At 40.3% G+C, this 21545-nt stretch carries 20 protein-coding genes; 7 read left to right on the top strand and 13 right to left on the bottom strand.

All coding sequences use genetic code 11. The features are described from left to right. Window positions 1-2: 2 nt before the first annotated feature. From CDG60_RS09080 to CDG60_RS09070, 3 genes are all read right to left on the bottom strand, one after another. Entirely contained in the window at window positions 3-1340 is a 1338-nt protein-coding gene (locus CDG60_RS09080; RefSeq protein ID WP_087514035.1) for a site-specific integrase, read from the bottom strand. A 169-nt stretch (window positions 1341-1509) separates the two neighbouring features. Further along, window positions 1510-1845 carry a hypothetical protein gene (locus CDG60_RS09075; RefSeq protein WP_087514034.1) on the bottom strand — a complete coding sequence of 112 codons (336 nt, stop codon included), beginning with the start codon at window positions 1843-1845 and terminating at the stop codon, window positions 1510-1512. An 11-nt stretch (window positions 1846-1856) separates the two neighbouring features. After that, window positions 1857-3077 (bottom strand): phage/plasmid replication protein, II/X family, encoded by a 1221-nt coding sequence (locus CDG60_RS09070; protein ID WP_087514033.1) that lies wholly within the window; start codon window positions 3075-3077, stop codon window positions 1857-1859. A 119-nt stretch (window positions 3078-3196) separates the two neighbouring features. Between CDG60_RS09070 and CDG60_RS09065 the strand changes: the two genes are divergently transcribed. After that, on the top strand, window positions 3197-3397 hold the full coding sequence (locus tag CDG60_RS09065) for a hypothetical protein (protein WP_087514040.1): 201 nt from the start codon (window positions 3197-3199) through the stop codon (window positions 3395-3397). Window positions 3398-3627: 230 nt separating this feature from the next. On the opposite strand, the gene CDG60_RS09060 is transcribed toward CDG60_RS09065, so the two are convergent. Beyond that, entirely contained in the window at window positions 3628-3963 is a 336-nt protein-coding gene (locus CDG60_RS09060; protein ID WP_087514034.1) for a hypothetical protein, read from the bottom strand. A gap of 11 nt (window positions 3964-3974) precedes the next feature. Further along, the gene (locus CDG60_RS09055) at window positions 3975-5195 is read right to left on the bottom strand and encodes a phage/plasmid replication protein, II/X family (protein WP_087514033.1); all 1221 of its coding nucleotides are present in this window, start codon (window positions 5193-5195) and stop codon (window positions 3975-3977) included. Between the two features lie 119 nt (window positions 5196-5314). Between CDG60_RS09055 and CDG60_RS09050 the strand changes: the two genes are divergently transcribed. Next, a complete protein-coding gene (locus CDG60_RS09050) occupies window positions 5315-5515 on the top strand; it encodes a hypothetical protein (RefSeq protein ID WP_087514040.1) in 201 nt (66 codons plus the stop codon). 395 nt (window positions 5516-5910) lie between these two features. On the opposite strand, the gene CDG60_RS09045 is transcribed toward CDG60_RS09050, so the two are convergent. From CDG60_RS09045 to CDG60_RS09035, 3 genes are all read right to left on the bottom strand, one after another. Beyond that, complete coding sequence (locus CDG60_RS09045; RefSeq protein ID WP_087514032.1) at window positions 5911-8049, bottom strand: TonB-dependent receptor domain-containing protein; 2139 nt, start codon at window positions 8047-8049, stop codon at window positions 5911-5913. Between the two features lie 301 nt (window positions 8050-8350). Then, a complete protein-coding gene (locus CDG60_RS09040; protein WP_087514031.1) occupies window positions 8351-9112 on the bottom strand; it encodes an alpha/beta fold hydrolase in 762 nt (253 codons plus the stop codon). A 156-nt stretch (window positions 9113-9268) separates the two neighbouring features. Further along, window positions 9269-10252, bottom strand: a complete 984-nt coding sequence (locus tag CDG60_RS09035) for a DUF6607 family protein (RefSeq protein WP_087514030.1) — start codon at window positions 10250-10252, stop codon at window positions 9269-9271. 166 nt (window positions 10253-10418) lie between these two features. Here CDG60_RS09035 and CDG60_RS09030 point away from each other — a divergent pair, with 166 nt between their 5' ends. Together CDG60_RS09030 and CDG60_RS09025 are read left to right on the top strand one after the other, a co-directional pair. Then, complete coding sequence (locus CDG60_RS09030; protein WP_171405444.1) at window positions 10419-12443, top strand: TonB-dependent receptor plug domain-containing protein; 2025 nt, start codon at window positions 10419-10421, stop codon at window positions 12441-12443. 43 nt (window positions 12444-12486) lie between these two features. Then, the gene (locus CDG60_RS09025) at window positions 12487-13713 is read left to right on the top strand and encodes an HmuY family protein (protein ID WP_087514029.1); all 1227 of its coding nucleotides are present in this window, start codon (window positions 12487-12489) and stop codon (window positions 13711-13713) included. An 85-nt stretch (window positions 13714-13798) separates the two neighbouring features. Here CDG60_RS09025 and CDG60_RS09020 read toward each other — a convergent pair whose 3' ends face one another. The 5 genes from CDG60_RS09020 to CDG60_RS09000 form a co-directional block, all read right to left on the bottom strand. Further along, window positions 13799-14680: an MBL fold metallo-hydrolase gene (locus tag CDG60_RS09020; RefSeq protein WP_087514028.1), complete on the bottom strand. Its 882-nt coding sequence runs from the start codon at window positions 14678-14680 to the stop codon at window positions 13799-13801. Further along, complete coding sequence (locus CDG60_RS09015) at window positions 14680-15099, bottom strand: DUF6691 family protein (protein WP_087514027.1); 420 nt, start codon at window positions 15097-15099, stop codon at window positions 14680-14682. The genes CDG60_RS09020 and CDG60_RS09015 overlap by 1 nt, the downstream gene beginning before the upstream one ends. Before the next feature lies 1 nt (window position 15100). After that, window positions 15101-15517: a YeeE/YedE family protein gene (locus CDG60_RS09010; protein WP_087514026.1), complete on the bottom strand. Its 417-nt coding sequence runs from the start codon at window positions 15515-15517 to the stop codon at window positions 15101-15103. 227 nt (window positions 15518-15744) lie between these two features. After that, window positions 15745-17100 (bottom strand): sensor histidine kinase, encoded by a 1356-nt coding sequence (locus CDG60_RS09005; RefSeq protein WP_087514025.1) that lies wholly within the window; start codon window positions 17098-17100, stop codon window positions 15745-15747. Continuing rightward, on the bottom strand, window positions 17101-17769 hold the full coding sequence (locus CDG60_RS09000; protein ID WP_087514024.1) for a response regulator: 669 nt from the start codon (window positions 17767-17769) through the stop codon (window positions 17101-17103). It lies immediately after the preceding gene. 105 nt (window positions 17770-17874) lie between these two features. Here CDG60_RS09000 and CDG60_RS08995 point away from each other — a divergent pair, with 105 nt between their 5' ends. The 3 genes from CDG60_RS08995 to dsbG are packed head-to-tail and all read left to right on the top strand — an operon-like array spanning window position 17875 to window position 21479. Beyond that, complete coding sequence (locus CDG60_RS08995) at window positions 17875-19881, top strand: protein-disulfide reductase DsbD (RefSeq protein ID WP_171405443.1); 2007 nt, start codon at window positions 17875-17877, stop codon at window positions 19879-19881. 1 nt (window position 19882) lies between these two features. After that, window positions 19883-20716, top strand: a complete 834-nt coding sequence (locus CDG60_RS08990; RefSeq protein ID WP_087514022.1) for a TlpA disulfide reductase family protein — start codon at window positions 19883-19885, stop codon at window positions 20714-20716. A gap of 1 nt (window position 20717) precedes the next feature. Next, window positions 20718-21479 (top strand): thiol:disulfide interchange protein DsbG, encoded by a 762-nt coding sequence (gene dsbG, locus CDG60_RS08985; protein WP_087514021.1) that lies wholly within the window; start codon window positions 20718-20720, stop codon window positions 21477-21479. Window positions 21480-21545: the final 66 nt, after the last annotated feature.

Here is a 21545-nt window from a genome sequence, read left to right as displayed (position 1 = left end):
ATTTATATTTTCCATAATTCCTGTGATATACGTTGCAAATTCATAAGGTTAGCACTATCAACAACAAATCTTTTTGCATAATAACTTGGCATTATACTGTTAGCACCCCAGCCACCTAAGACACGTAGATCATCTAGTGCTTTTTGCATAATTTCATCATTGCTTTGATTTAATGGTGATGCACTTTCGTTTCGATATTTTTTTATAGCAAAAGCCAAAGTCATATATGCCCATGTATGACGACATACATGAGGAGTTAACTTCTGAATTGAGTCAATATTTGTATCATTAAAATATACAGGATGTGAAGCCCTAAAAGCTTGTTCTATCGTCTTAAAAATTGCATTGATTGATGAATAGCTTAGTGGAGAGTAGGGTGGTTTAAGTGATGTAAACAAGATGTCTGAATTGTTGAATTTCCTTATCTTTTCTATGTATAGCATCAAAAATTTATAATCCATACTATCTAGTTTTATAACTCTATAAGATTGCTCGTTTTTTATACTAGGCTTTCTCTGTCTAGAATCATATTCATCATCCGTATTAGTTATTATGAGACTATATGAGTCCGAATTGAGGGATTTTTTTATTGATCTTTTTGTAAGAAGCAATAGTTCACCAACCCGTAAACCGTAGTTCATCATAAGATGTACCATCAGAAAATTACGAAGTTGATGTGATTTAGTTGAGAATGGATTGTCTATATTTATATTAGCTGTCTGATCTGGGCGAATAATTTTATAAAGCACAGCTACCATTTCATTAGTTAAGCTTTTAAAGCTATGATTAATTTCACTTTTTACAGTTAAACTATGTTTGGAAAATTTACTAAAAATCCTTTTTTTGTTTAATAAGAACAAATCTATTTTTTTCCTGCGATTTGTTAACTCTTTGATTGTAATGTCCTGATAACGGATGTTCCAATATTCATCTAAAAGATACGCGAAATACTTAAACAATGATCTCAAACGCTGCGTAATAGTCATATAGTTAGCATCTATATTTGATCTAAGTCTAATCAAATTTGTTTCTAACTTTTTATTATTTTCCAAGAAAACAATAAAGTTATCGATTTCATTCAAAAAAATCTCAGGTTCATATTTGGAGGACAAAAATGATTCACAGAACAAGGTTGAATATTTCTGATACCAAAACCCATACCAAAACTTTAGTGCCAGCATATCTGATTGTTGTGTGGCAAAACTTTGAAATCTCAAGACAGTCGTAGAATAGAGTAAAGGATAGAGACAAGGTACTGTAGCTGAAGTATCAAACAATAGAACTATGTGATTTTGATTAGAATACTTTTTTGAAAGTTTAATTGTTTTTACGACAAACATTCTAAGTGCCAAGAACTTTATGAAGTAAATAGAATATAAACATAAGTGAACTGAATGTGAAATGTTATTTTATATAAGTGATTGATTTTAGGCTAAACGAAGAAGTCTATGAACAAAATATAACATACAACTAATTTAACATAATATACATTATACGCAATTGCGTATATTAAGCCTTTGTTTCTAAAGGCTTTTTCCCACAGCTAAAATCAAGTGCCACCAACTGAGCCACTGGAACTTTACGGCTAACGTCCAGTTTAAACAGCAACTGAGCTTCTGCAGGAAGCTTCTGAGCCTGATAATCGTGATAAAACTGAGCACCTTTAATCTTGTACTCAGTGGATTTCATGCCGTTTGCACCTTTCGCAATTTCCTCCTCAGTAAACGGCTGTAAAACAGTTACGACCGTATTACTGAATTCGACGTTGCCACGTTCACCAGTGAAGTTACCTTCTGATTTACGGATACCAGCAATCGTTAGGATCGGTTGATCAATTGCGCTCATTTATTTGCTCCTTAGGCTATTTTGTAATTAAACTGACTCAGAGGTTCTTCGTACCAATCTGGCAGTTGTTGATTGAAGTCGATTTCTACGAGCTTCATGAACGGAATGACGTTTGATGACTTCTCGTCGTGAAGGTTCTGCAAGTAAGCCTTTGAAAAGCCACACAAGCATAAATCTGCGATTAATCTGTGAAACGAAGTCTTTGAATATGTTGATTTAAGCTCTGAAATACCTTTTTCACGTATCAAGCAATACATAGCGAATAAATTTCTGACTTTAGTCGGTGAAACTTTGCCTGATTTAGTTAAAACAATTTCTGAACTCTCAATTGCGTTCAATACACTTCTATCGTCTGTTAATTTCATAGTTTGACCCCTCAAGGCATCAAAAATACTACTGGTAGCTTTAGTCCAAAGTGTTCTTAAAATATTTGGGTTATCACGTTGAAAATTGATTAATTCAAATAAATTTGTCGGTATGTTATTGCGTTCTAACCAACGTTTTTTTAACCGAGCCTCAAAACGAATACAGCCAACAGCCCAGTTAATTAATCGGATATCAGACATAATTTCTACAACACGCATTGCTGATTTATTATTCGATTTAGCAAGTTGTTTCTGTTCTTCAAATTGGTTTAGAAATTCAACATATTTCAGATAGCACTTAATGTTGATCAATCGTGAATGAATACCACCCCAATAAATCGTGTTATCCATCTGCTTTTTACTGAGCTGAGTCTGGCCATTACTGACACGTCTCATGAATTCATGAATCTTGGTTGCTGTGTGCTGATCTTTAACACGGGCTGAATACGTCACATCTATGTGTGAAACCCAGGCGTTACAAACATCAAGCATTCGCGAAAGCAAAGGATAAGCAACACTCAGATAACCGAGCATTTCAAAAGCACCCTGCTCTATATTGTCCGATCCAAACACGTTATGACCTTGTAACAGCTTTGCAGGTGATGCCTGAATCTGAACATAAGGCGCATAAGCTGAATCGAAATTAACTTTTAATGACATGCCTGTGAAATGCGTAGGAACTGACTCATAAGGATGAAATAAAGCTGAAGCAGAAATCTGCCCTTCATCATCTTTATGTACAGACCTTGATGCCAGGGGAATCTCTAATGTGTGTGGATCAACATCAATAAAAAAATAACGTCCTTCAGGATCTACAGAATAGAAACTGCTCTCGAACGGTATATTTATACGAAGATGATCTAACATAGCCAATTGTCCACATGCATGCAAAAATGCATTGAGCTGAATTTACCACAACTATGCAAGCATGCACAATACATGCATGCAAAAATGCATGTATCATTTTCCATATAGTTCAAAATGGTATGAATGAAATGGTTAAAAGTGTTCGGATAAAAGATGAAGAACAAGAAATGCTTAGAAAAAAAGCAGTCGAGTTAAATAAAATATTGATTCAGAAAGGACAGCAGCCACTAAGAGATAGTGAAATCATTCATATTCTTATAGATGAAGGCTTAGAGCTATTGGAAGTAAGCAACAGCGGTACAGTGAAAATTATTAAATGACGGAAAATTCCCAAATTTGGGACTAGAGTCCACCACCAAAAGACGTGGACTCCCCTCCGACTGCGATTTCGTATAATAGAGATTGATGTTAAATGCGTCATTGCGCGCTTGAAAGCATAGCGACTTTGACAAAACAAAAAGGCTATGTTATTGATTAACATATCCTTTTTGTTTGTGTCTAAAGTGTGACGCAAATAACATAATCTGAACATTATACGCAATTGCGTATATTAAGCCTTTGTTTCTAAAGGCTTTTTCCCACAGCTAAAATCAAGTGCCACCAACTGAGCCACTGGAACTTTACGGCTAACGTCCAGTTTAAACAGCAACTGAGCTTCTGCAGGAAGCTTCTGAGCCTGATAATCGTGATAAAACTGAGCACCTTTAATCTTGTACTCAGTGGATTTCATGCCGTTTGCACCTTTCGCAATTTCCTCCTCAGTAAACGGCTGTAAAACAGTTACGACCGTATTACTGAATTCGACGTTGCCACGTTCACCAGTGAAGTTACCTTCTGATTTACGGATACCAGCAATCGTTAGGATCGGTTGATCAATTGCGCTCATTTATTTGCTCCTTAGGCTATTTTGTAATTAAACTGACTCAGAGGTTCTTCGTACCAATCTGGCAGTTGTTGATTGAAGTCGATTTCTACGAGCTTCATGAACGGAATGACGTTTGATGACTTCTCGTCGTGAAGGTTCTGCAAGTAAGCCTTTGAAAAGCCACACAAGCATAAATCTGCGATTAATCTGTGAAACGAAGTCTTTGAATATGTTGATTTAAGCTCTGAAATACCTTTTTCACGTATCAAGCAATACATAGCGAATAAATTTCTGACTTTAGTCGGTGAAACTTTGCCTGATTTAGTTAAAACAATTTCTGAACTCTCAATTGCGTTCAATACACTTCTATCGTCTGTTAATTTCATAGTTTGACCCCTCAAGGCATCAAAAATACTACTGGTAGCTTTAGTCCAAAGTGTTCTTAAAATATTTGGGTTATCACGTTGAAAATTGATTAATTCAAATAAATTTGTCGGTATGTTATTGCGTTCTAACCAACGTTTTTTTAACCGAGCCTCAAAACGAATACAGCCAACAGCCCAGTTAATTAATCGGATATCAGACATAATTTCTACAACACGCATTGCTGATTTATTATTCGATTTAGCAAGTTGTTTCTGTTCTTCAAATTGGTTTAGAAATTCAACATATTTCAGATAGCACTTAATGTTGATCAATCGTGAATGAATACCACCCCAATAAATCGTGTTATCCATCTGCTTTTTACTGAGCTGAGTCTGGCCATTACTGACACGTCTCATGAATTCATGAATCTTGGTTGCTGTGTGCTGATCTTTAACACGGGCTGAATACGTCACATCTATGTGTGAAACCCAGGCGTTACAAACATCAAGCATTCGCGAAAGCAAAGGATAAGCAACACTCAGATAACCGAGCATTTCAAAAGCACCCTGCTCTATATTGTCCGATCCAAACACGTTATGACCTTGTAACAGCTTTGCAGGTGATGCCTGAATCTGAACATAAGGCGCATAAGCTGAATCGAAATTAACTTTTAATGACATGCCTGTGAAATGCGTAGGAACTGACTCATAAGGATGAAATAAAGCTGAAGCAGAAATCTGCCCTTCATCATCTTTATGTACAGACCTTGATGCCAGGGGAATCTCTAATGTGTGTGGATCAACATCAATAAAAAAATAACGTCCTTCAGGATCTACAGAATAGAAACTGCTCTCGAACGGTATATTTATACGAAGATGATCTAACATAGCCAATTGTCCACATGCATGCAAAAATGCATTGAGCTGAATTTACCACAACTATGCAAGCATGCACAATACATGCATGCAAAAATGCATGTATCATTTTCCATATAGTTCAAAATGGTATGAATGAAATGGTTAAAAGTGTTCGGATAAAAGATGAAGAACAAGAAATGCTTAGAAAAAAAGCAGTCGAGTTAAATAAAATATTGATTCAGAAAGGACAGCAGCCACTAAGAGATAGTGAAATCATTCATATTCTTATAGATGAAGGCTTAGAGCTATTGGAAGTAAGCAACAGCGGTACAGTGAAAATTATTAAATGACGGAAAATTCCCAAATTTGGGACTAGAGTCCACCACCAAAAGACGTGGACTCCCCTCCGACTGCGATTTCGTATAATAGAGATTGATGTTAAATGCGTCATTGCGCGCTTGAAAGCATAGCGACTTTGACAAAACAAAAAGGCTATGTTATTGATTAACATATCCTTTTTGTTTGTGTCTAAAGTGTGACGCAAATAACATAATCTGAACATTATACGCAATTGCGCATATTAAGCCTTTGTTTATAAAGGCTTTTTACCACAGCTAAAATCAAGTGCCACCAACTGAGCCACTGGAACTTTAAGGCTAACGTCGAGTTTAAACAGCAACTGAGCTTTATAATTAAGTTCAATCTGCAATCCATCCAAGCAGACAGGCTTTTAAAATGTCTAAAACTATTTGGTTACTCTTAAGCCTGCACTCCAGTTCAACCCATCCGCAGGTTCATAAAACCGCCCATTTGAATCATTGACTATAACTGAGCCAATATAATTTTCATCAAACAGATTATCTATACGAACAAATGTCCGCACTTTCCAGTCCTGTTCTTTCCAGGTATATCCTGCGTTTACACTGGCAACTGTAAATGATGGTGTAGACTCTTTATTTGTATCATTGACATAAATACGATCCATATATTGCAGATCAAAGCCCGCATCCAATCCTGTGTCAGGCTTCCAGCCTAAAGAAAAATAAGCCTGATTTTCAGCTACACCAGGTATTTTATTTCCCTTTTTGACAGTTTTATCCTGTGTTTTTCCCGGAATCTCTGCATCGAATTGTGCATCAAGCCAACTATAGCTCACACTGGCATTCAATGAATGCCATAGATTTTTATTCCATGAAAATTCAAAACCTTGTCTTTTGGTTTTATCTGCATTTTTAAATGTATTCCGACCGTTGTTTGCATTGGCAGACACAATATCGTCTTTCGTTTCAGTACTGAAAACTGCCGCAGTAATATCACCATAGACAGTATCTGACTTAACCCCAAACTCGAAATTGTCACTGACAGACGGTTTTAAGGCGAAGTTAATTCCTGAAGTCCCAACAGTTGGATATGCCATTTCAGTAAAAGTTGGTGTTTCAAATCCTTTCGCATAACTGATATATGAACTGAGTTTCTGAGTGATTGACCAGTTAAATGCAACTGATGGTAATACTTTCTGATAGTCAGTCTTACCGCTGTCATCATTGTTGTTTTTCTCAGGATTACTATCAGATTTAATATAATGATCACGTGATTCATAATGAACATTACTGTATCTTAATCCACCATCAACCCGTAAATTTTCTAAAAACTGCCAGGATGCGTGTAAATATGGATCAAGATTCCATAAGGTGTTGGTTTCATTTCTGCGCAAATCACCTTTCACACCAAAATTATGCTGACTGTTAAAGTTGTTATATCCCTGACGGTCTTCATACATAGCATCAAATGCAAGTCCTGCAATAAACTGAGTACCAGGTAAAGCATCCTTAAGTGTCCATCTCAAATCACTTCCATAAAAATCACGTTTAAAATCAATCACACCGCCTGCATGTCGGTTATCAAGCTGTGGTGCCTCTGGCATGGACTGATACTGTGTCACGTGACGCTGTCCATAGTATGCCATTGCATAAAGTGACTGAAGATCTGTCAGTTTTTTATCCAGGTGAATACCCAATTGGGTCTGATCTATCTCTTTTCGGACATTATATTTAGGATCAGCTATAGCCTGTTTCGGGTTCTCTTTCCACTGCTCATAAGTTAATCCCTGAGGATCATTTGCCTGAATATTAACGCTGTTTACAATAAAATTTATGATGGAATCATTCTGAGTTTTCCATGTCAGTTTAGCATTGCTCAATACTTTCTCTGCTTCACTGTGATCCCGAAAACCATCCGTATCAAAATAGGACGAACTGATGATATAAGATGGTTCACCCACCCGATCTGCTCCACCCTGTAAAATCAGGTCTGTCCTGTTTTTATGATGACTGCCTGCTGCGTAACCCAGTTCCAGAGAGTCTTTGCCCTGTCCTTGCTTTGTTGTTGCCAGGACTGTTCCACCCGATGAATTACCATAAAGAGAAGAAGAAGGTCCTCCCAGTACTTCAAGATGACTCAGACTACTCAGGTCAATATTGGAGGTCTGTCCCTGTCCATCAGGCATAGTTGCTGGAATTCCGTCCACATATAAACGAATCCCTCTGACACCAAATGTAGACCTGGCACCAAAACCACGCATGGAAATCTGTAGATCCTGGGCATAATTTTCACGATTATTCAGCTGTAATCCGGGTATACCTTTGAGTACTTCAGAAAGGTTGACACCCATGCTTTGCGTATTTTCAGGTGCATCAACACGATAAACAGATGCAGATGTATCAAGGAAACCTGTATCCGTTCTCGTTGCCTGGTATTTCAAAACCGGCAGCATATTTTCAGATGGAATATTTTTATCAGTGTCAGCATAGAGTTGTTGAGTGATACAGACCGTCAATAGCAACAGAGTCAGATGTTTTTCATGATTGAATCTTTTTCTTTGCATTTTGCTCTCCAGACGATGCCTTAACCAATGTAATATTTCCATACTGAATTTTAGAAAAATTTTGTGAAATATATCACCCTTTAATTTTATACCTCCTGCTTTATATGGAACAGTTGTTTTGAGTTATCAGTAAAATTTGTTTTTATTTATACAAATAATTTATAGAGTCATCACGCTATTATTCATCATGACTATTCCGAGAAGGCAAATAATAATCAGAAATAATATCTACGGGTATATCTGGATTTTCAGTACAGCTCTATTCTTCCTTTTAGCAGGAAGAAAGAGCCTGTAAACCGCATTATTGTAAATAGTTCTTAAGTGTCTGAATGACCTGTTCTGTTTTTTCGGCATGAAGCCAGTGCCCGGCTTGCTCAATCACCACTGTCTCTGCTTGTGGAAACTGCGCAGCTATAGCATCCCTATGTTCAGTTTTACTGATGTATGGAGAGTTTCCTCCCTTTAAAAATAATGCAGATGACTGCCATACAGAGATATCCTGCCAGCCGAGAATGTCCTGATAATGCTTAAATATTGCATCCAGATTAAATTGCCATCCTCCTTTTATGAAAGATTTCATTAGAAAAAGGATCACCATTTCTTCATTCAGATACTGTTTCATGATCTCAGTTGCCTGCTGACGGGTTTCTGGTGCGGCATTCTGAACTGCAAACAATGCTTTAAAAATCTGTTCATGGTGACTTTCATGATACGCAAATGGTGCCATATCCAGTACTGCAAGCTGCTCCATTCGAGTGCCGGCCAGTTCAGTCATTTTCATGGCAATTTTCCCACCCATGGAATGACCAATGGCAGAAAAGCGATCAATATTCAAAGAATCCAGCGTTTCAACAACATCTTTAGACATATCTGCATAACTGATGTCAGATGAATGTTCTGATTTACCATGATTTCTGACATCTATCTGAACAACGGTATTAGTCTCCTGAAAAGCGCGCGCAAGCATGCCAAGATTACTCAGACTGCCAAACAGACCATGAATAAAAACCAGTGTTTTCGCATCAGGCTGATCTGCCTTGTGAATGTTATGGTGAAGTATCATTTAAGCATCCATATCCAACTGTTATTGTATATATTGAATATGTCCCGATCTTTTATCAATTCAGATGTACTGTTTTTATGTGAATTTTATATATTTCAGAGCGATGGGATTTTAGAAACACCATCGCTCCTGTATTACATTATGGCATCCAGGTGATCAGTTCAGCTTTCCTTTCACCAGTTGCTGATTCAGAAGCTGATTTGTCTGAACCTGTAATTCTTCCGCTTTCAGATTTTTCCCAACATTCTGTTTCGCCTGATCATTAAAATAGCTGTAATGTGCTTTTTCACCATCTTCAGCATATTTTAAGGCAACAGATGCGTTCTGATCGAATGCTTTCTGCCAGCTTGCTTTCACAGCCTGCCAGTAATTTTTGTTTTTAGACCAGTAGTCATATGCCGGTTTAAAGTCATATCCCTTGATCTGGCTGTACTGGTTCACCCCCAGCTCACGCGCCAGTGTTGTTTTAGTTTTGGTGTCAAATTTGACATTATCCTGCTCATGTACCCATCCATTTGCACTTAATACATGACGGTTAACCCCAATAATGACATCATAATCATCGCGGGTAGTATGTTCACGCCGTGGCAGCGGACGATAGGTTTCAGCTGAAGTCCATGCTGTTACACCATTGTCAGTTGACCATTCCCCCAGCCCCGCATAACGTGGTGAATCATCAATCTGCCACACGGTTTGCAGCCATTTACCTTTACTCTGCTCAGGCGTCAGTGCAATGCTTCTCCATTCATAATTACCAGCATAAGACCACATTTTTTTCGGTTCAAATTCCCAGTCCTGTCTCCAGTGTTTCACCACATGCCCTTCATCCACCAGAATGTGCTGCAGTGAAATACGTGATGGCGTATTTTCAAGAACAATGACCGTTTCATGACCACTGCTCAGATCATTTTTTTTAATTTCATAACCCGGTTTCAGTGAATACAGCTCTTCAAAACGGAAGTTGACTTTATATTCCCCTGCCATTTTCAGAATGGCTTCTTTTGCCTGAGCCTGGCTTAACTGCTGATGAGTCGATGCCGGCAATACACTTTGCAGTTCTGCAGGCTGTAATTGCGCAAAAGCAGATGATGCCCCTATTACAGAACTCAGCATTAATCCATAAAGCAAAGTTGATTTCATTTTTTATCCTTCCAATACAACGTTACGATTCTTTGTTTTACTGTTTAAGTAACCATAAAAGGCTTACAAAACTCACGGAAATAAAACAAACCGACAAGTATTGTAAATTATTATGATAATCATTACTATTTGCAAACAGTAATTTTTATCATTTGGTTGCGGTTTAATGAATCATCATGTTGTGCGACAAGGAAAGCGTTCTGGTTTTAAACTTTCCCCTGTCGCTGTAGGTTTAGCCAGCTGTCTTTCTTTTTTTGTCATGGACACTTATGCCAGGGAAGTTCCGACCCTGGATACGATTGTGGTTACAGGTACGAGAACAGAAAAGCGTTTACTGGATACTCCTGTTCGCACAGAAGTCATTACCCAACAGGAACTTCAGAGAACAAATGCCATTACCCTGCGTGATGCTGTTGAAAATATTCCAGGGATTCAGCTCCGTGAAATTCATGGAAAGTCAGGATTTGAAGTTTCACTTCAGGGACTCAGCAGTGATCAGGTTCTGGTTCTGTTGAATGGACTGCCTTTAGCAGCAAGTACTGGATCTACAGTAGATCTGGATCAGTATCTTATTGGAGATATTGAACGCATTGAAGTGGTGAAAGGCGCAACATCAGCACAGTATGGTTCCTCTGCCATGGGCGGTGTGATCAATATCATTACAAAATCTGTTCAGGATGGACTGGCAGTTTCAGGTCAGGTCGATCTGGGTAGTTATGGCAAGCAGAATGCCAGTGGAAAATCTGTTTCAGTCAATAATCATCACGAAAAACTGCAGATTGATGCTTCAAATGGAGAATTTAAAGGTCGTATAGCGGCTGAACAGTTCAGAACAGATGGATTTTCTGAAAATCCTGACAACTATCCATTACGCGGAGATATTTCAAAGCGTCAGCAGATCAGTGTTTATGGTGCATGGCAACCTTCCGATCAGTTCATGGGCTGGATTGATCTGAACTATTATGATGAATCTGATGAACAAAAAAGTCTGAATTTTGTTCCTCCATTTTATCTTCAGCAGCATAAAACTGAAGATATTGAGAGACAGCGCATTTCCGCTGGAAGTCAGATAAAATTATCAGAAAAAATCAGTGTGGATCTGAAAGCACTGCATGAAAGCTATGATACTCAGTCACGTCAGACAACAGATGGTTATCTTTCTGCCCTGCGTAACTCTGAGCAGGAAAACAATCATTTTACAGCACAGATGGATCTGGCTGAGTGGTACAAACAGAAATGGCAGTTCGGTGTGGACTGGCATGAAGAAAAATTACAGCAAAGTAATAACGGTAAATTTGAAATGCAAGGCGGTGAAGTATCAAGAGACCGCTATGAACTTTTTGCTCAGAATGACATTCAGTGGAATGAACGCCTGAATGTTGTAGCCGGACTTCGTGTTCAGGATGATCAGGATTTTGGTTCTCATTCTGCATTTAAACTCAGTGCTAAATACCGTTTATTTGAAAATCAAAGTTTTTTAAGTGATTTAAGAGCGAGTTTTGGTCAGGGATATAGAGTTCCAAATTTAAAGGAAAGGTTTTATTCATTCGATCATAGTCACTTAGGCTATTACGTTATCGGTAATGAAAATCTGAAACCTGAATCTTCTGATTCCTATCAGATCGGGATTAATGCTGTTTCAAACAATAAATGGAATGCTGAGGTCAACTTTTTCCTGAATGATATTCAGGATCTGATCCAGACGGATTATCAGAATTCCACGATTGTGGATGGCATAACCCGCTATACCTATAACAATGTTGCAAAAGCCAAAACCCAGGGCGTTGAACTTTCAGCTGAATACCACATTACTCCAGACTGGAGTGTAACGGGTGGCTATACCTATACCGAAGCAAAAGATAAAACCACCGGACTTTTTATTACCCGTCGACCTGAACATATTGCACGCCTGGGCAGCAATTTCAGTCTGAATGATGCACTGAGTACCAGTCTCAGACTGCGTTATCAAAGTGATGAATATGCAGACAGTGCCAACCAGAACCAGTCCCCTGACTGGCTGACAGTTGATACTCAGTTTGACTATAAGTTCTCCCCTCGTATCAGTGTATTTGCAGGCATCGACAATATTTTTGATGAACAGCGGGACTTTGAATCCTCTACAGATTTCAGACCCATTGCAGGTCGCTACGTCTATACGGGCTTGCGCTTTAACTGGGACACCGATTTTTAACACCACACTTTAAATTCCATCAAATAATATCAAGGATATGCAAATGAAAACGTTTACCTTAAAAAAACTGGTAGCGCTCTGCACTGTTTCACTGTTTCTCACAGCATGCGGTGGCGGAGGTGGTGGTGATAGCTCTACGGGCAGTACAACTCCCCCTGCACAAAATACAGATCTGTTTACGGCTAAAGCTAAAAAATGGACGATCGTTCCAGCTGCAAATCAAAGTTACTGTTATGATATTGATACTCAGAAAGAAATTGATTGTACCGTAGCAGACTGGGATCTTAAATTTGCTATGGGTACCCGAACTCCTTCACTGTTTACCAACAGCGGTGTCAGTGGAAGTGGTTCAGGTGGCGCTCTTTACTCACCGTTCAATGCAACCTGGACTGATCTTTTAAAAGAAAAAGATGCGACTCAAGGTGGTGCAATTCCTGATGCTGCATGGATTAAAGATGCATACAGCAATGCTTTTATGGACACCACTTCTGGCAAAATGTCGAGTTTCTTTGAATATGATCTGTTTGGTGACCATCGTATGTCGCCAAATTTCAAAGTGTTTTTACTGACAACTGATAAAACTTCGACCAGTGTAACAGGGACTGCGGAAAAACCTGTATTTGCATTACAGATTGTCAATTATTATCAAGGCACAGCGTCGGGTTATATGACGCTTCGTTATATGGATACACGTACACAGGAAGTGAAAAATCTGACTGTAAATGCGACTTCAGCCTGGCAGTATATTGATTTAAGTACCGGCACTTACTCAGATAAAGCTAATGGTAACTGGCAGATTGCATTTAACCGCTACAATGTACAGCTGAATACGACTGCAGGCAGTCAGGTTTTTGCTCAACCGGCAGGTTTTTATGACGAAAATAATGCTGTTGTTCTTACGAAATTTAAAGACAGTAATGCATTCAGTGACACACTGACTGACCTAAAAAATGCAGTAAATGCTACGGGAATCAAATGGACCAGCAACAGTATTACGTCCTTACTGAATCCGACATTCCAGGGTACTTATCCTGCCAAGCTCAGTTATGGCTGGTATAACTACTATCCAACTTTACAGGCAGCGCAGGCAGATGGATTACAGGCAGCACATATGCTAAAAGCCAATCCTGACCAGGCGACGATCATTAAAGGAAATACTGGTAAAAGTTATGCACGGATGCACCTCGCTGATCTGAGTTATGCAGATCCTTCAAGCAATGCCAGTCAGACCACGTGGACCTTTGAATTTGATATTCAACCTGCGAAATAAATAAAAAGGGAACCGGCCAGGTTCCCTTTTTTTTCCATGCCAGACATTCATTCAGAAATGAATAACTGATCATGAGATATAAAAATTATTTTTCTGCTCTGAAGTAGTTCAGCGGTATTTTCAGATAAGAAATACCATTACTCTCAGGTGCAGGAAATTTACCTGCGTCCATATTGATCTGTATGGCTGGTAAAATCAGTTTAGGCATGGCCAGTGTTGCATCACGGCGGTTTCGCATTTCGACAAAACTGTGTTTATCAATCCCCTGATGCACATGAATATTGTTTTCTTTCTGCGTCTGAATGTCAGTTTCGCAGATAAATGTCTGCCGCCCTTCAGGCAGATAGTCATGACACAAAAATACCCGTGTCAAATCAGGTAAATGAAACAGTTCTTGAACTGAATCATACAGCATAGCCGCACTGCCCTTTGGAAAATCACATCGTGCAGTTCCATAGTCCGGCATAAACAGTGTATCACCTACAAACACGGCGTTACCGACCACATAGCTCAGACAGGCAGGTGTATGACCAGGCGTTGGAATGTTATAAGCATCCATCTGACCTATTTGAAAGTGCTCATGATCCTGAAATAAATAATCAAAAGACTGATGTGCATTAAAATACTTCGGATCAAGATGATAAATACCGCAGAAGGTTTCCTGAACAGTGGCAATGTGATGACTCATTGCAATTTTTCCACCCAGTTTCTCTTTGAGATACTGTGAAGCGGTCAGATGATCTGCATGCACATGAGTTTCCAGTATCCATTCAACGCTTAGGCTATTTTGTTGAATAAAACTGATGATTTTATCTGCCTGAACAGTCGAGACTGTTGCAGATGCAGCATCATAGTCAAGCACACTGTCAATGACAGCGCACTTTGCAGTCTGTTCATCCACAACGACATAACTGAAGGTATTGGTCTGCTCATCAAAAAAATACTGTACCCGTGGAATCACGCTCATTAACCTGCTCCTGCAACCTTACGGTGGATCAGCACACCTACAAACATAGCAACGATAAAATATAATGCCTTATAATGACCTAGACCGATCAGTGTAAACGCTGGTGCAGGACATATTCCCGCGATTCCCCACCCGATACCAAAAAGCAGACTGCCTGTAATCAGGCGTGAATCAATACGTGTATTTACAGGTAAATCAATTTTTTCACCGTATACAGTATGAGCCGATGGACTTCTCACCGCTTTCTGGAATGGAATAAAAGCTACAGCAATCGCTCCCATCATCACAAAAGCCAGGCTTGCATCCCACTGCCCAAAAATATCCAGGAAATCAATTACCTTTTGAGGATTGGACATTCCAGAAAGCATTAATCCTACAGAGAACAGCCCACCAAATAAAAAAGCAAAGACATTTTTCATTTTAGAATGCTCCTGTAATATGACGGACGATATACACTGCAACAAAACCTGCAAACATAAATGTCAGCGTAGCCACAATGGAGCGCACAGATAATCTGCTCATGCCGCAGATACCATGTCCACTGGTACAGCCAGATCCCAGACGGGTACCAAAACCCACCAGCAAGCCTGCGATAATCATCATGAGTGGACTGGCGGTCAGTACAATTTCTGGTTTTAGCACAGCACCATAAATGAACGGCACAGTAAACAGACCTGCAAGAAACCATAAAGCAGGCGTTTTAAAGATCGTCTGAGGATTCAGCACCTGACCGATCAGTCCACTGATACCCGCAATACGACCATTTACATACAGATAACCCGTCACCGCAATACCCAGTAACGAACCTCCCAGAAAGGCGAGCAAAAAGTCGTGCATAAGACAGAATCCAAAAACAATATATGTTTTTATAATATATAATATCAATTATTAATCAAGCCGAATTTTGCAACAGCCTGTTCCAACGTCATCAGGACTTGCAGAATATCCGACAGTGCTCGATCAGATACATCTCCATGATTTTAAGTTAAATATTTGAGAAAATAATGACTGTGTCATTACATTGAACTGCATGATTGCAGATCAGCAGCAATCTTCAGCTCAATTTATGCATTAAATTTTAATATCACCACTAACCCCTGAGGATCATTTTTTTTCAGAATCAGTTCATGTCCTGCCTGTTTCATCAGTTCATGTGTCAGTGCCAGTCCTATACCATGTCCCTGGCTCTGTGATGACTTTCTCCAGAAACGATGTGTCGCAACCCGCAATTCCTCATCTGACAGTCCGACACCGGTATCAGCAATATATAAACAGTCATTCTGCATATAGATCTGTATCGGCTCAAAACTTTGAGCATGTTTTATGCTGTTTTCCAGCACATTACGGATAATCATTGTCAGCGCATCTGAACTGAAACGTACATTCACCAGGCTTTCCCAGTTCACCTGAATGACTGGAAGCAGATCGGGGTTTCTGGAAAACTCGGTCATAACGGATTCAATCACCGTCTTCAGGCTGACCTGTTCCATATATAACTGAGGCTGATGCTCGGTCTGACTTAACAGCAACAACTGTTCAAGGAACTGTCGATAACGCTCAATGTTCTGTTCAGCTTCCTGCAGATTACTGATTAATCCTGCACTGCTATGTTCCTGAACAGCAATCATTCTGCTTAGCTGTACATGTGTTTTGATTGCTGTTAATGGACTTCTCAGCTCATGCGAAGCAAAAGCACTCAGATTTTTTTCATTTTCCAGACTGTCATGCAGGCGATGAACCAGATCGACCATGGCTGACACAAAAGGTTCGATTTCCTGAGGTAAATGACGGGTCTGCAACTGATGCAGGTACTGAAGCTCCTGATTGACCTTGCCATCCAATGAACTTAAGTGTGACGTGATCCGGTCGATAGGCTGAAACTCAAGTCGTATCATCCATAAAATCAGGGAAATACAGATGATCAGCGTCAACAGTAAAGGCAACAGAACTGAACTCAGCACTTCGTACAGCAACATGCTTCGGGTATGCATGCGTTCTGCGGAAACCACCTGGAGTTCTCCTTTCTGCAGAACGTAACTGCGCCATTCAACACCCTGATCTGTCCATGTGCTGAATCCCTGTTTACGGTGAATCATACTGTCAGGCGCACCACGGGTACGTGCAACAATCTCTTTACCAATCGTAACATCAGAACTGAAAATGGAAACTTCACAGGCAATCAGATTGTTCTGATTTATTTCTGAGACAGCAGGCTCGACTTCCTGTTTCAGCTGATCAAGTGGCATCTGATTCAGTAAACGGGCAACCATATGCGCAGAAGCTGAGAGTCTGTTATCCAGTGTCTGATTCATTTTTTTATTCAGACTGAGATAAAGCCACCCAAAGGCAATGATCCAGATCAATATAAAACTGAGAGTCACGGTCAGAACCAGACGCCATTTGAGGCTGTATCTTTTCATTCAGGCTCCATCGGCAGGTTTAAACAGGTAACCCACACCTCTGACGGTCTGAATAAAATCGGCACCGATTTTCTGTCTCAGATGAAAGACGTGTACATTCAGCGCATTGCTTTCAATATTTTCCTGAAACCCATAAACCTTATCAATCAGTTCTTCATTTTTAAGGACATGATTTGGATGCATCATCAGAACTTCAAGCAGTACATATTCACGGCGTGGCAAATTCAGTTCGATCTGATTCAAAAAGACCTGTTGAGATGCCCGATCCAGTTTTAATGCACCTGATTCAATCGTATTGGATGCATAACCACGATGACGCCGAGCCAGTGCATGTATCCGAGCAATCAGCTCTTCCAGTTCAAAAGGTTTGGTCAGATAGTCATCTGCACCATGATTTAAAGCCTCTACACATTGCTCAGTCTGGTTTCTTGCGGTCAGAACCAGTACTGGAACATGAATCTGCTTCTCGCGCCATTTTTTCAACAGAACCAGACCGTCCTGATCAGGCAATCCCAGATCAAGCAGACATAAATCCACGGCTGTATGCTGTATATAGTAATCTGCATCTTTTGCTGTACTGACATGCTCTACAGCTATTTTAAAATGCTCAAGCGTATTGCAGATACTTTTTGCAATAAAGGGATCATCTTCAACCAAAAGAACAAACATAGAAGCTCCTGTATCTGGCTCTATATTACAAACAAATACATGTGTTAATGTTCTCTTAATGCATTTCCAGGGATAATTGACCCAAATAAAATGAATTCAGGAATCATGAACCGTTCTTTTTACGCATCTGTTTCAGTTTTACTTTTGTCTGTATTCGGTATGCAGGCACAGGCTCAAAGTAATTTTCTCCCACCCGATCAGGCTTTTCACTTTTCAGCTCAGTCTGTCAGTGAAACTGAGGCTGAACTGTCCTGGGATGTAGCGCCACATTATTATCTTTATCATGATCAGTTCAAAGTCATGGTCGGGCAGAAACCTGTCAAACTGAAACTCCCTGCAGGTAAACAGAAAAATGACCCGACATTTGGACTGACCAATGTCCATTACAATCATGTCAGTATTCAGCTCAAAGTAAAACCGAATACAAGCTACCTTGTACTATGGCAAGGATGTTCTGAAGATGGTCTCTGTTATCCTCTGCAACGTAAAACCATTCAGACCGATGCGTCAGGACTGTTACCACAGCAGCAGTCATCTACGACAGCTAAACTACTGAATCAATCCCGCAATACTGAACTGTTCAATACCAGCCAAAATTCAATTGACCGTGTTGAAACCGATATTGTTCAGGATAAACCTGAACTAGCCATTCAGAAAAAACAGGCAACGGAACTGACAGACAGCTCGGATTCAATACAGGCTACCCCAGAAGCACTGACTGAAGTAACAGCTTCCGCAGCCAATGAAATAAAAGGTTCTGAAGCAACTGCTGAGTCAGAATCAACGGTTAATGCTGTGACTGAACAACAGACCGATGCATCTGTAAAACCTGTGGATAGTGAATTAAGAGATCAGCTGAATAATGATCAGCTGTTTTTCAGTTTCCTGAAACAGGATCAGTTGCTGGTTAATCTGCTCATATTTTTTATTTTAGGGATTCTGCTGGCATTTTTACCCTGTTCGTTACCCCTGATTCCTATTCTTTCAGGCATTATTCTTCAGAGAGCTTCAGGTTATAAAGCCGCGATTATTGCGCTGAGCTTTATTGTCAGTATGGCACTGGTTTATAGCCTTATGGGTATCGTGGTGGCAGAAATCGGTTACAGCTTCCAGCGATGGTTCCAGAGCCCAGTTGTGATTACACTGTTTGCTGTACTTTTTGTTATTTTTGCACTGAATCTGTTTGGGCTGTATCAGCTGACCCTGCCACAATCCATTATGCAGAAACTGGGTAATCTACAGAACCGACAGAAAGGCGGCAGTATTTTAAGTGCTGCGGTGATGGGCGCACTTTCAGCTCTGATTGTTGGACCATGTATGAGCGCACCGCTTGCAGGTGCCTTACTGTTCGTCTCTCAGTCCCACAGTGCCACTATGGGTGGGCTGTACCTGTTTATTATGGGTATGGGGATGGGACTTCCGCTGTTTATTGTCAGTGTATTTGGCTCACATCTATTGCCACAGCCTGGAATATGGATGGACCGTCTCAAAGCCTGCTTCGGTTTTATCATGCTGATGGTTGCCTTGTATTTCATCCGTCCAATGCTCAACCTTTCTGTTTATCATCTTCTGTTTGCTCTGCTGGCTATTGGACTATCTATATATCTGCTGCTGAGTATCCGGCATGTCAGTCATAAAACAGGCAAAGCCATTACTGTTGTCTGTGCTGTACTGACCCTTACAGCAGGTATCTGGCAGGCACGACTCGCACTCGATGAAACTCAGACTGCCTACCATACCGAAGAACTGCAGAAATGGCACAAAGTCTCAACTGAGCAGGAACTGCAAAATACAATCCTGCAACTGAAAAAACTGAATAAGCCGATTGTGATTGATGTCTATGCCGACTGGTGTGTCGCATGTCAGCCAATTGAGCAGCAGGTGTTTCCTCGGGCAGATGTTCAGCAGGCACTGAAAGATTTCAGTCTGATTAAACTGGATCTGACTCAGTACAATGCTTCTCAGGATAATATTCTGAAGAAATGGGAAATACTGGGTCCTCCAACCTTACTGATACTGGACTCACAGGCACAGGAAATCCGCCAGTTACGTCTGACCGGTACATTTTCAGCAAAACTGCTGATCAAACAGCTCCAGCAGGTAAATCACTGATATGTTCAGCGCTCAGGCTATACATCTCGGTATGTTTATCATTCCCTGGACATTCATTATCGGTCTTGTATCACTGCTGTTTTCACTATTGATTGCTGTCCGTATCAAAAACCGCTTTCAACTGAGTGAAGACCAGTGGACTCAGTTGAAAGACAGTATCTGGACTGCAATTCTTGTGGGCTTATGTACGGCACGCATCGGTTTTGTACTGCTGAACCATGATCTGTATCTTTCTCATCCCTTACAGATGATTCAGATACAGGACAAAGGCTTTAATGTCTGGATCGGTGCGGCTTGTGCCACTGGCTGGATGATCTGGAAAAACCGTCGTACATCACGTGCTTTTCTCATGATTTTTATGGCTGTACTCATTACATCAGTGACCGTCGGTCAATACGCCATTCATCAGGTACAGAAGCAGCAACAGCAGTTTCCACAGATCACACTGATGGGACTGGATCAGAAAAGCTACAGTCTGGATCAGTTCTATGGAAAACCTGTAGTCATCAACCTCTGGGCAAGCTGGTGTCCGCCATGTCACCGTGAAATGCCTGTCCTTGAAAAAGCACAGACTGACTACCCCGATGTACAGTTTGTCATGATCAACCAAAGCGAAAGTGCTCAGACCGTTCAGCAGTATCTACAGAAAAACCAGCTGAGTTTCCAGCACATGCTGATGGACCCTTCGGCTGAAACAGCCTATGAGACAGGCATGTACGGCTTACCCAGCACACTGTTCTACAACGCTCAGGGTGAACTGAAAGAAACACACATGGGTGAAATCAGTCCTGCGGTTCTCAGACAGAAGTTAAACAGTATTATTGAGGAGAAATAAAATGGAATTACTGTCCAGACGTTTAAAACAGTTGATCACAGTCAGCCTTTTCAGCACAGTTTCCTGTTACAGCCTTGCGGATACAACTACTATTCAGAAAAAACTGGAAAGTGAAGGCTATAAATTTATTCAACCGATTGATGCCCCTGCAGGAATGAAAGGCTGGGCAGGACACATGGATAAGAACCCATCTACTGTGTTTATTTCAAATGATGGAAAATATTATATTGTGGGTGATCTGTTTGACCGTGATGGCAACAACCTGACTGTCAATGCACTGGAAAAGCATGTCAAAAATGCCGTGCTGGATGAAGTCTGGGAAGACCTGGAAAAATCCACCTGGATTCAGGATGGAAAAACCTCTGCTCCTAAAACTGTTTATGTATTTTCTGATCCGAACTGCCCTTATTGCCACGCCTTCTGGCAACAGGCACGTCCATGGGTCAATTCTGGAAAAGTACAGTTAAAGCATATCCTGGTCGGTGTTATCCGCCCTGAAAGTAAAGGACAGTCTGCGACTTTACTGAACACTGCAGATGCTGATGAATATTTCAAAAAATTTAATGAAGCCAATGGCAAACTGAAGATCAAAGAAATGAAACCTGTTCCTGCAAAACTGTCAGAACAGCTCGATGCAAATACCGCTATGATGGACAAATATGGCTTCTTCGCAACGCCTGCCATTATCTGGAAAGACAGTCAGGGCGTCTTTAAAAGCCAGCAAGGTATGCCTAAAAATATTAAGGAAATTATGGAACAGTAATTTCCTCAGGAAAACAGTATCAGCTCCGTAAGAGAAAAAAAATATACCGCAGTTTTCTTACGGAGT

The sequence above is a fragment of the Acinetobacter chinensis genome (assembly GCF_002165375.2).
Classification (GTDB): domain Bacteria; phylum Pseudomonadota; class Gammaproteobacteria; order Pseudomonadales; family Moraxellaceae; genus Acinetobacter; species Acinetobacter chinensis.
Note: the sequence above shows the minus strand (reverse complement) of the source record. Positions and strands in the feature narration are given on the sequence as shown.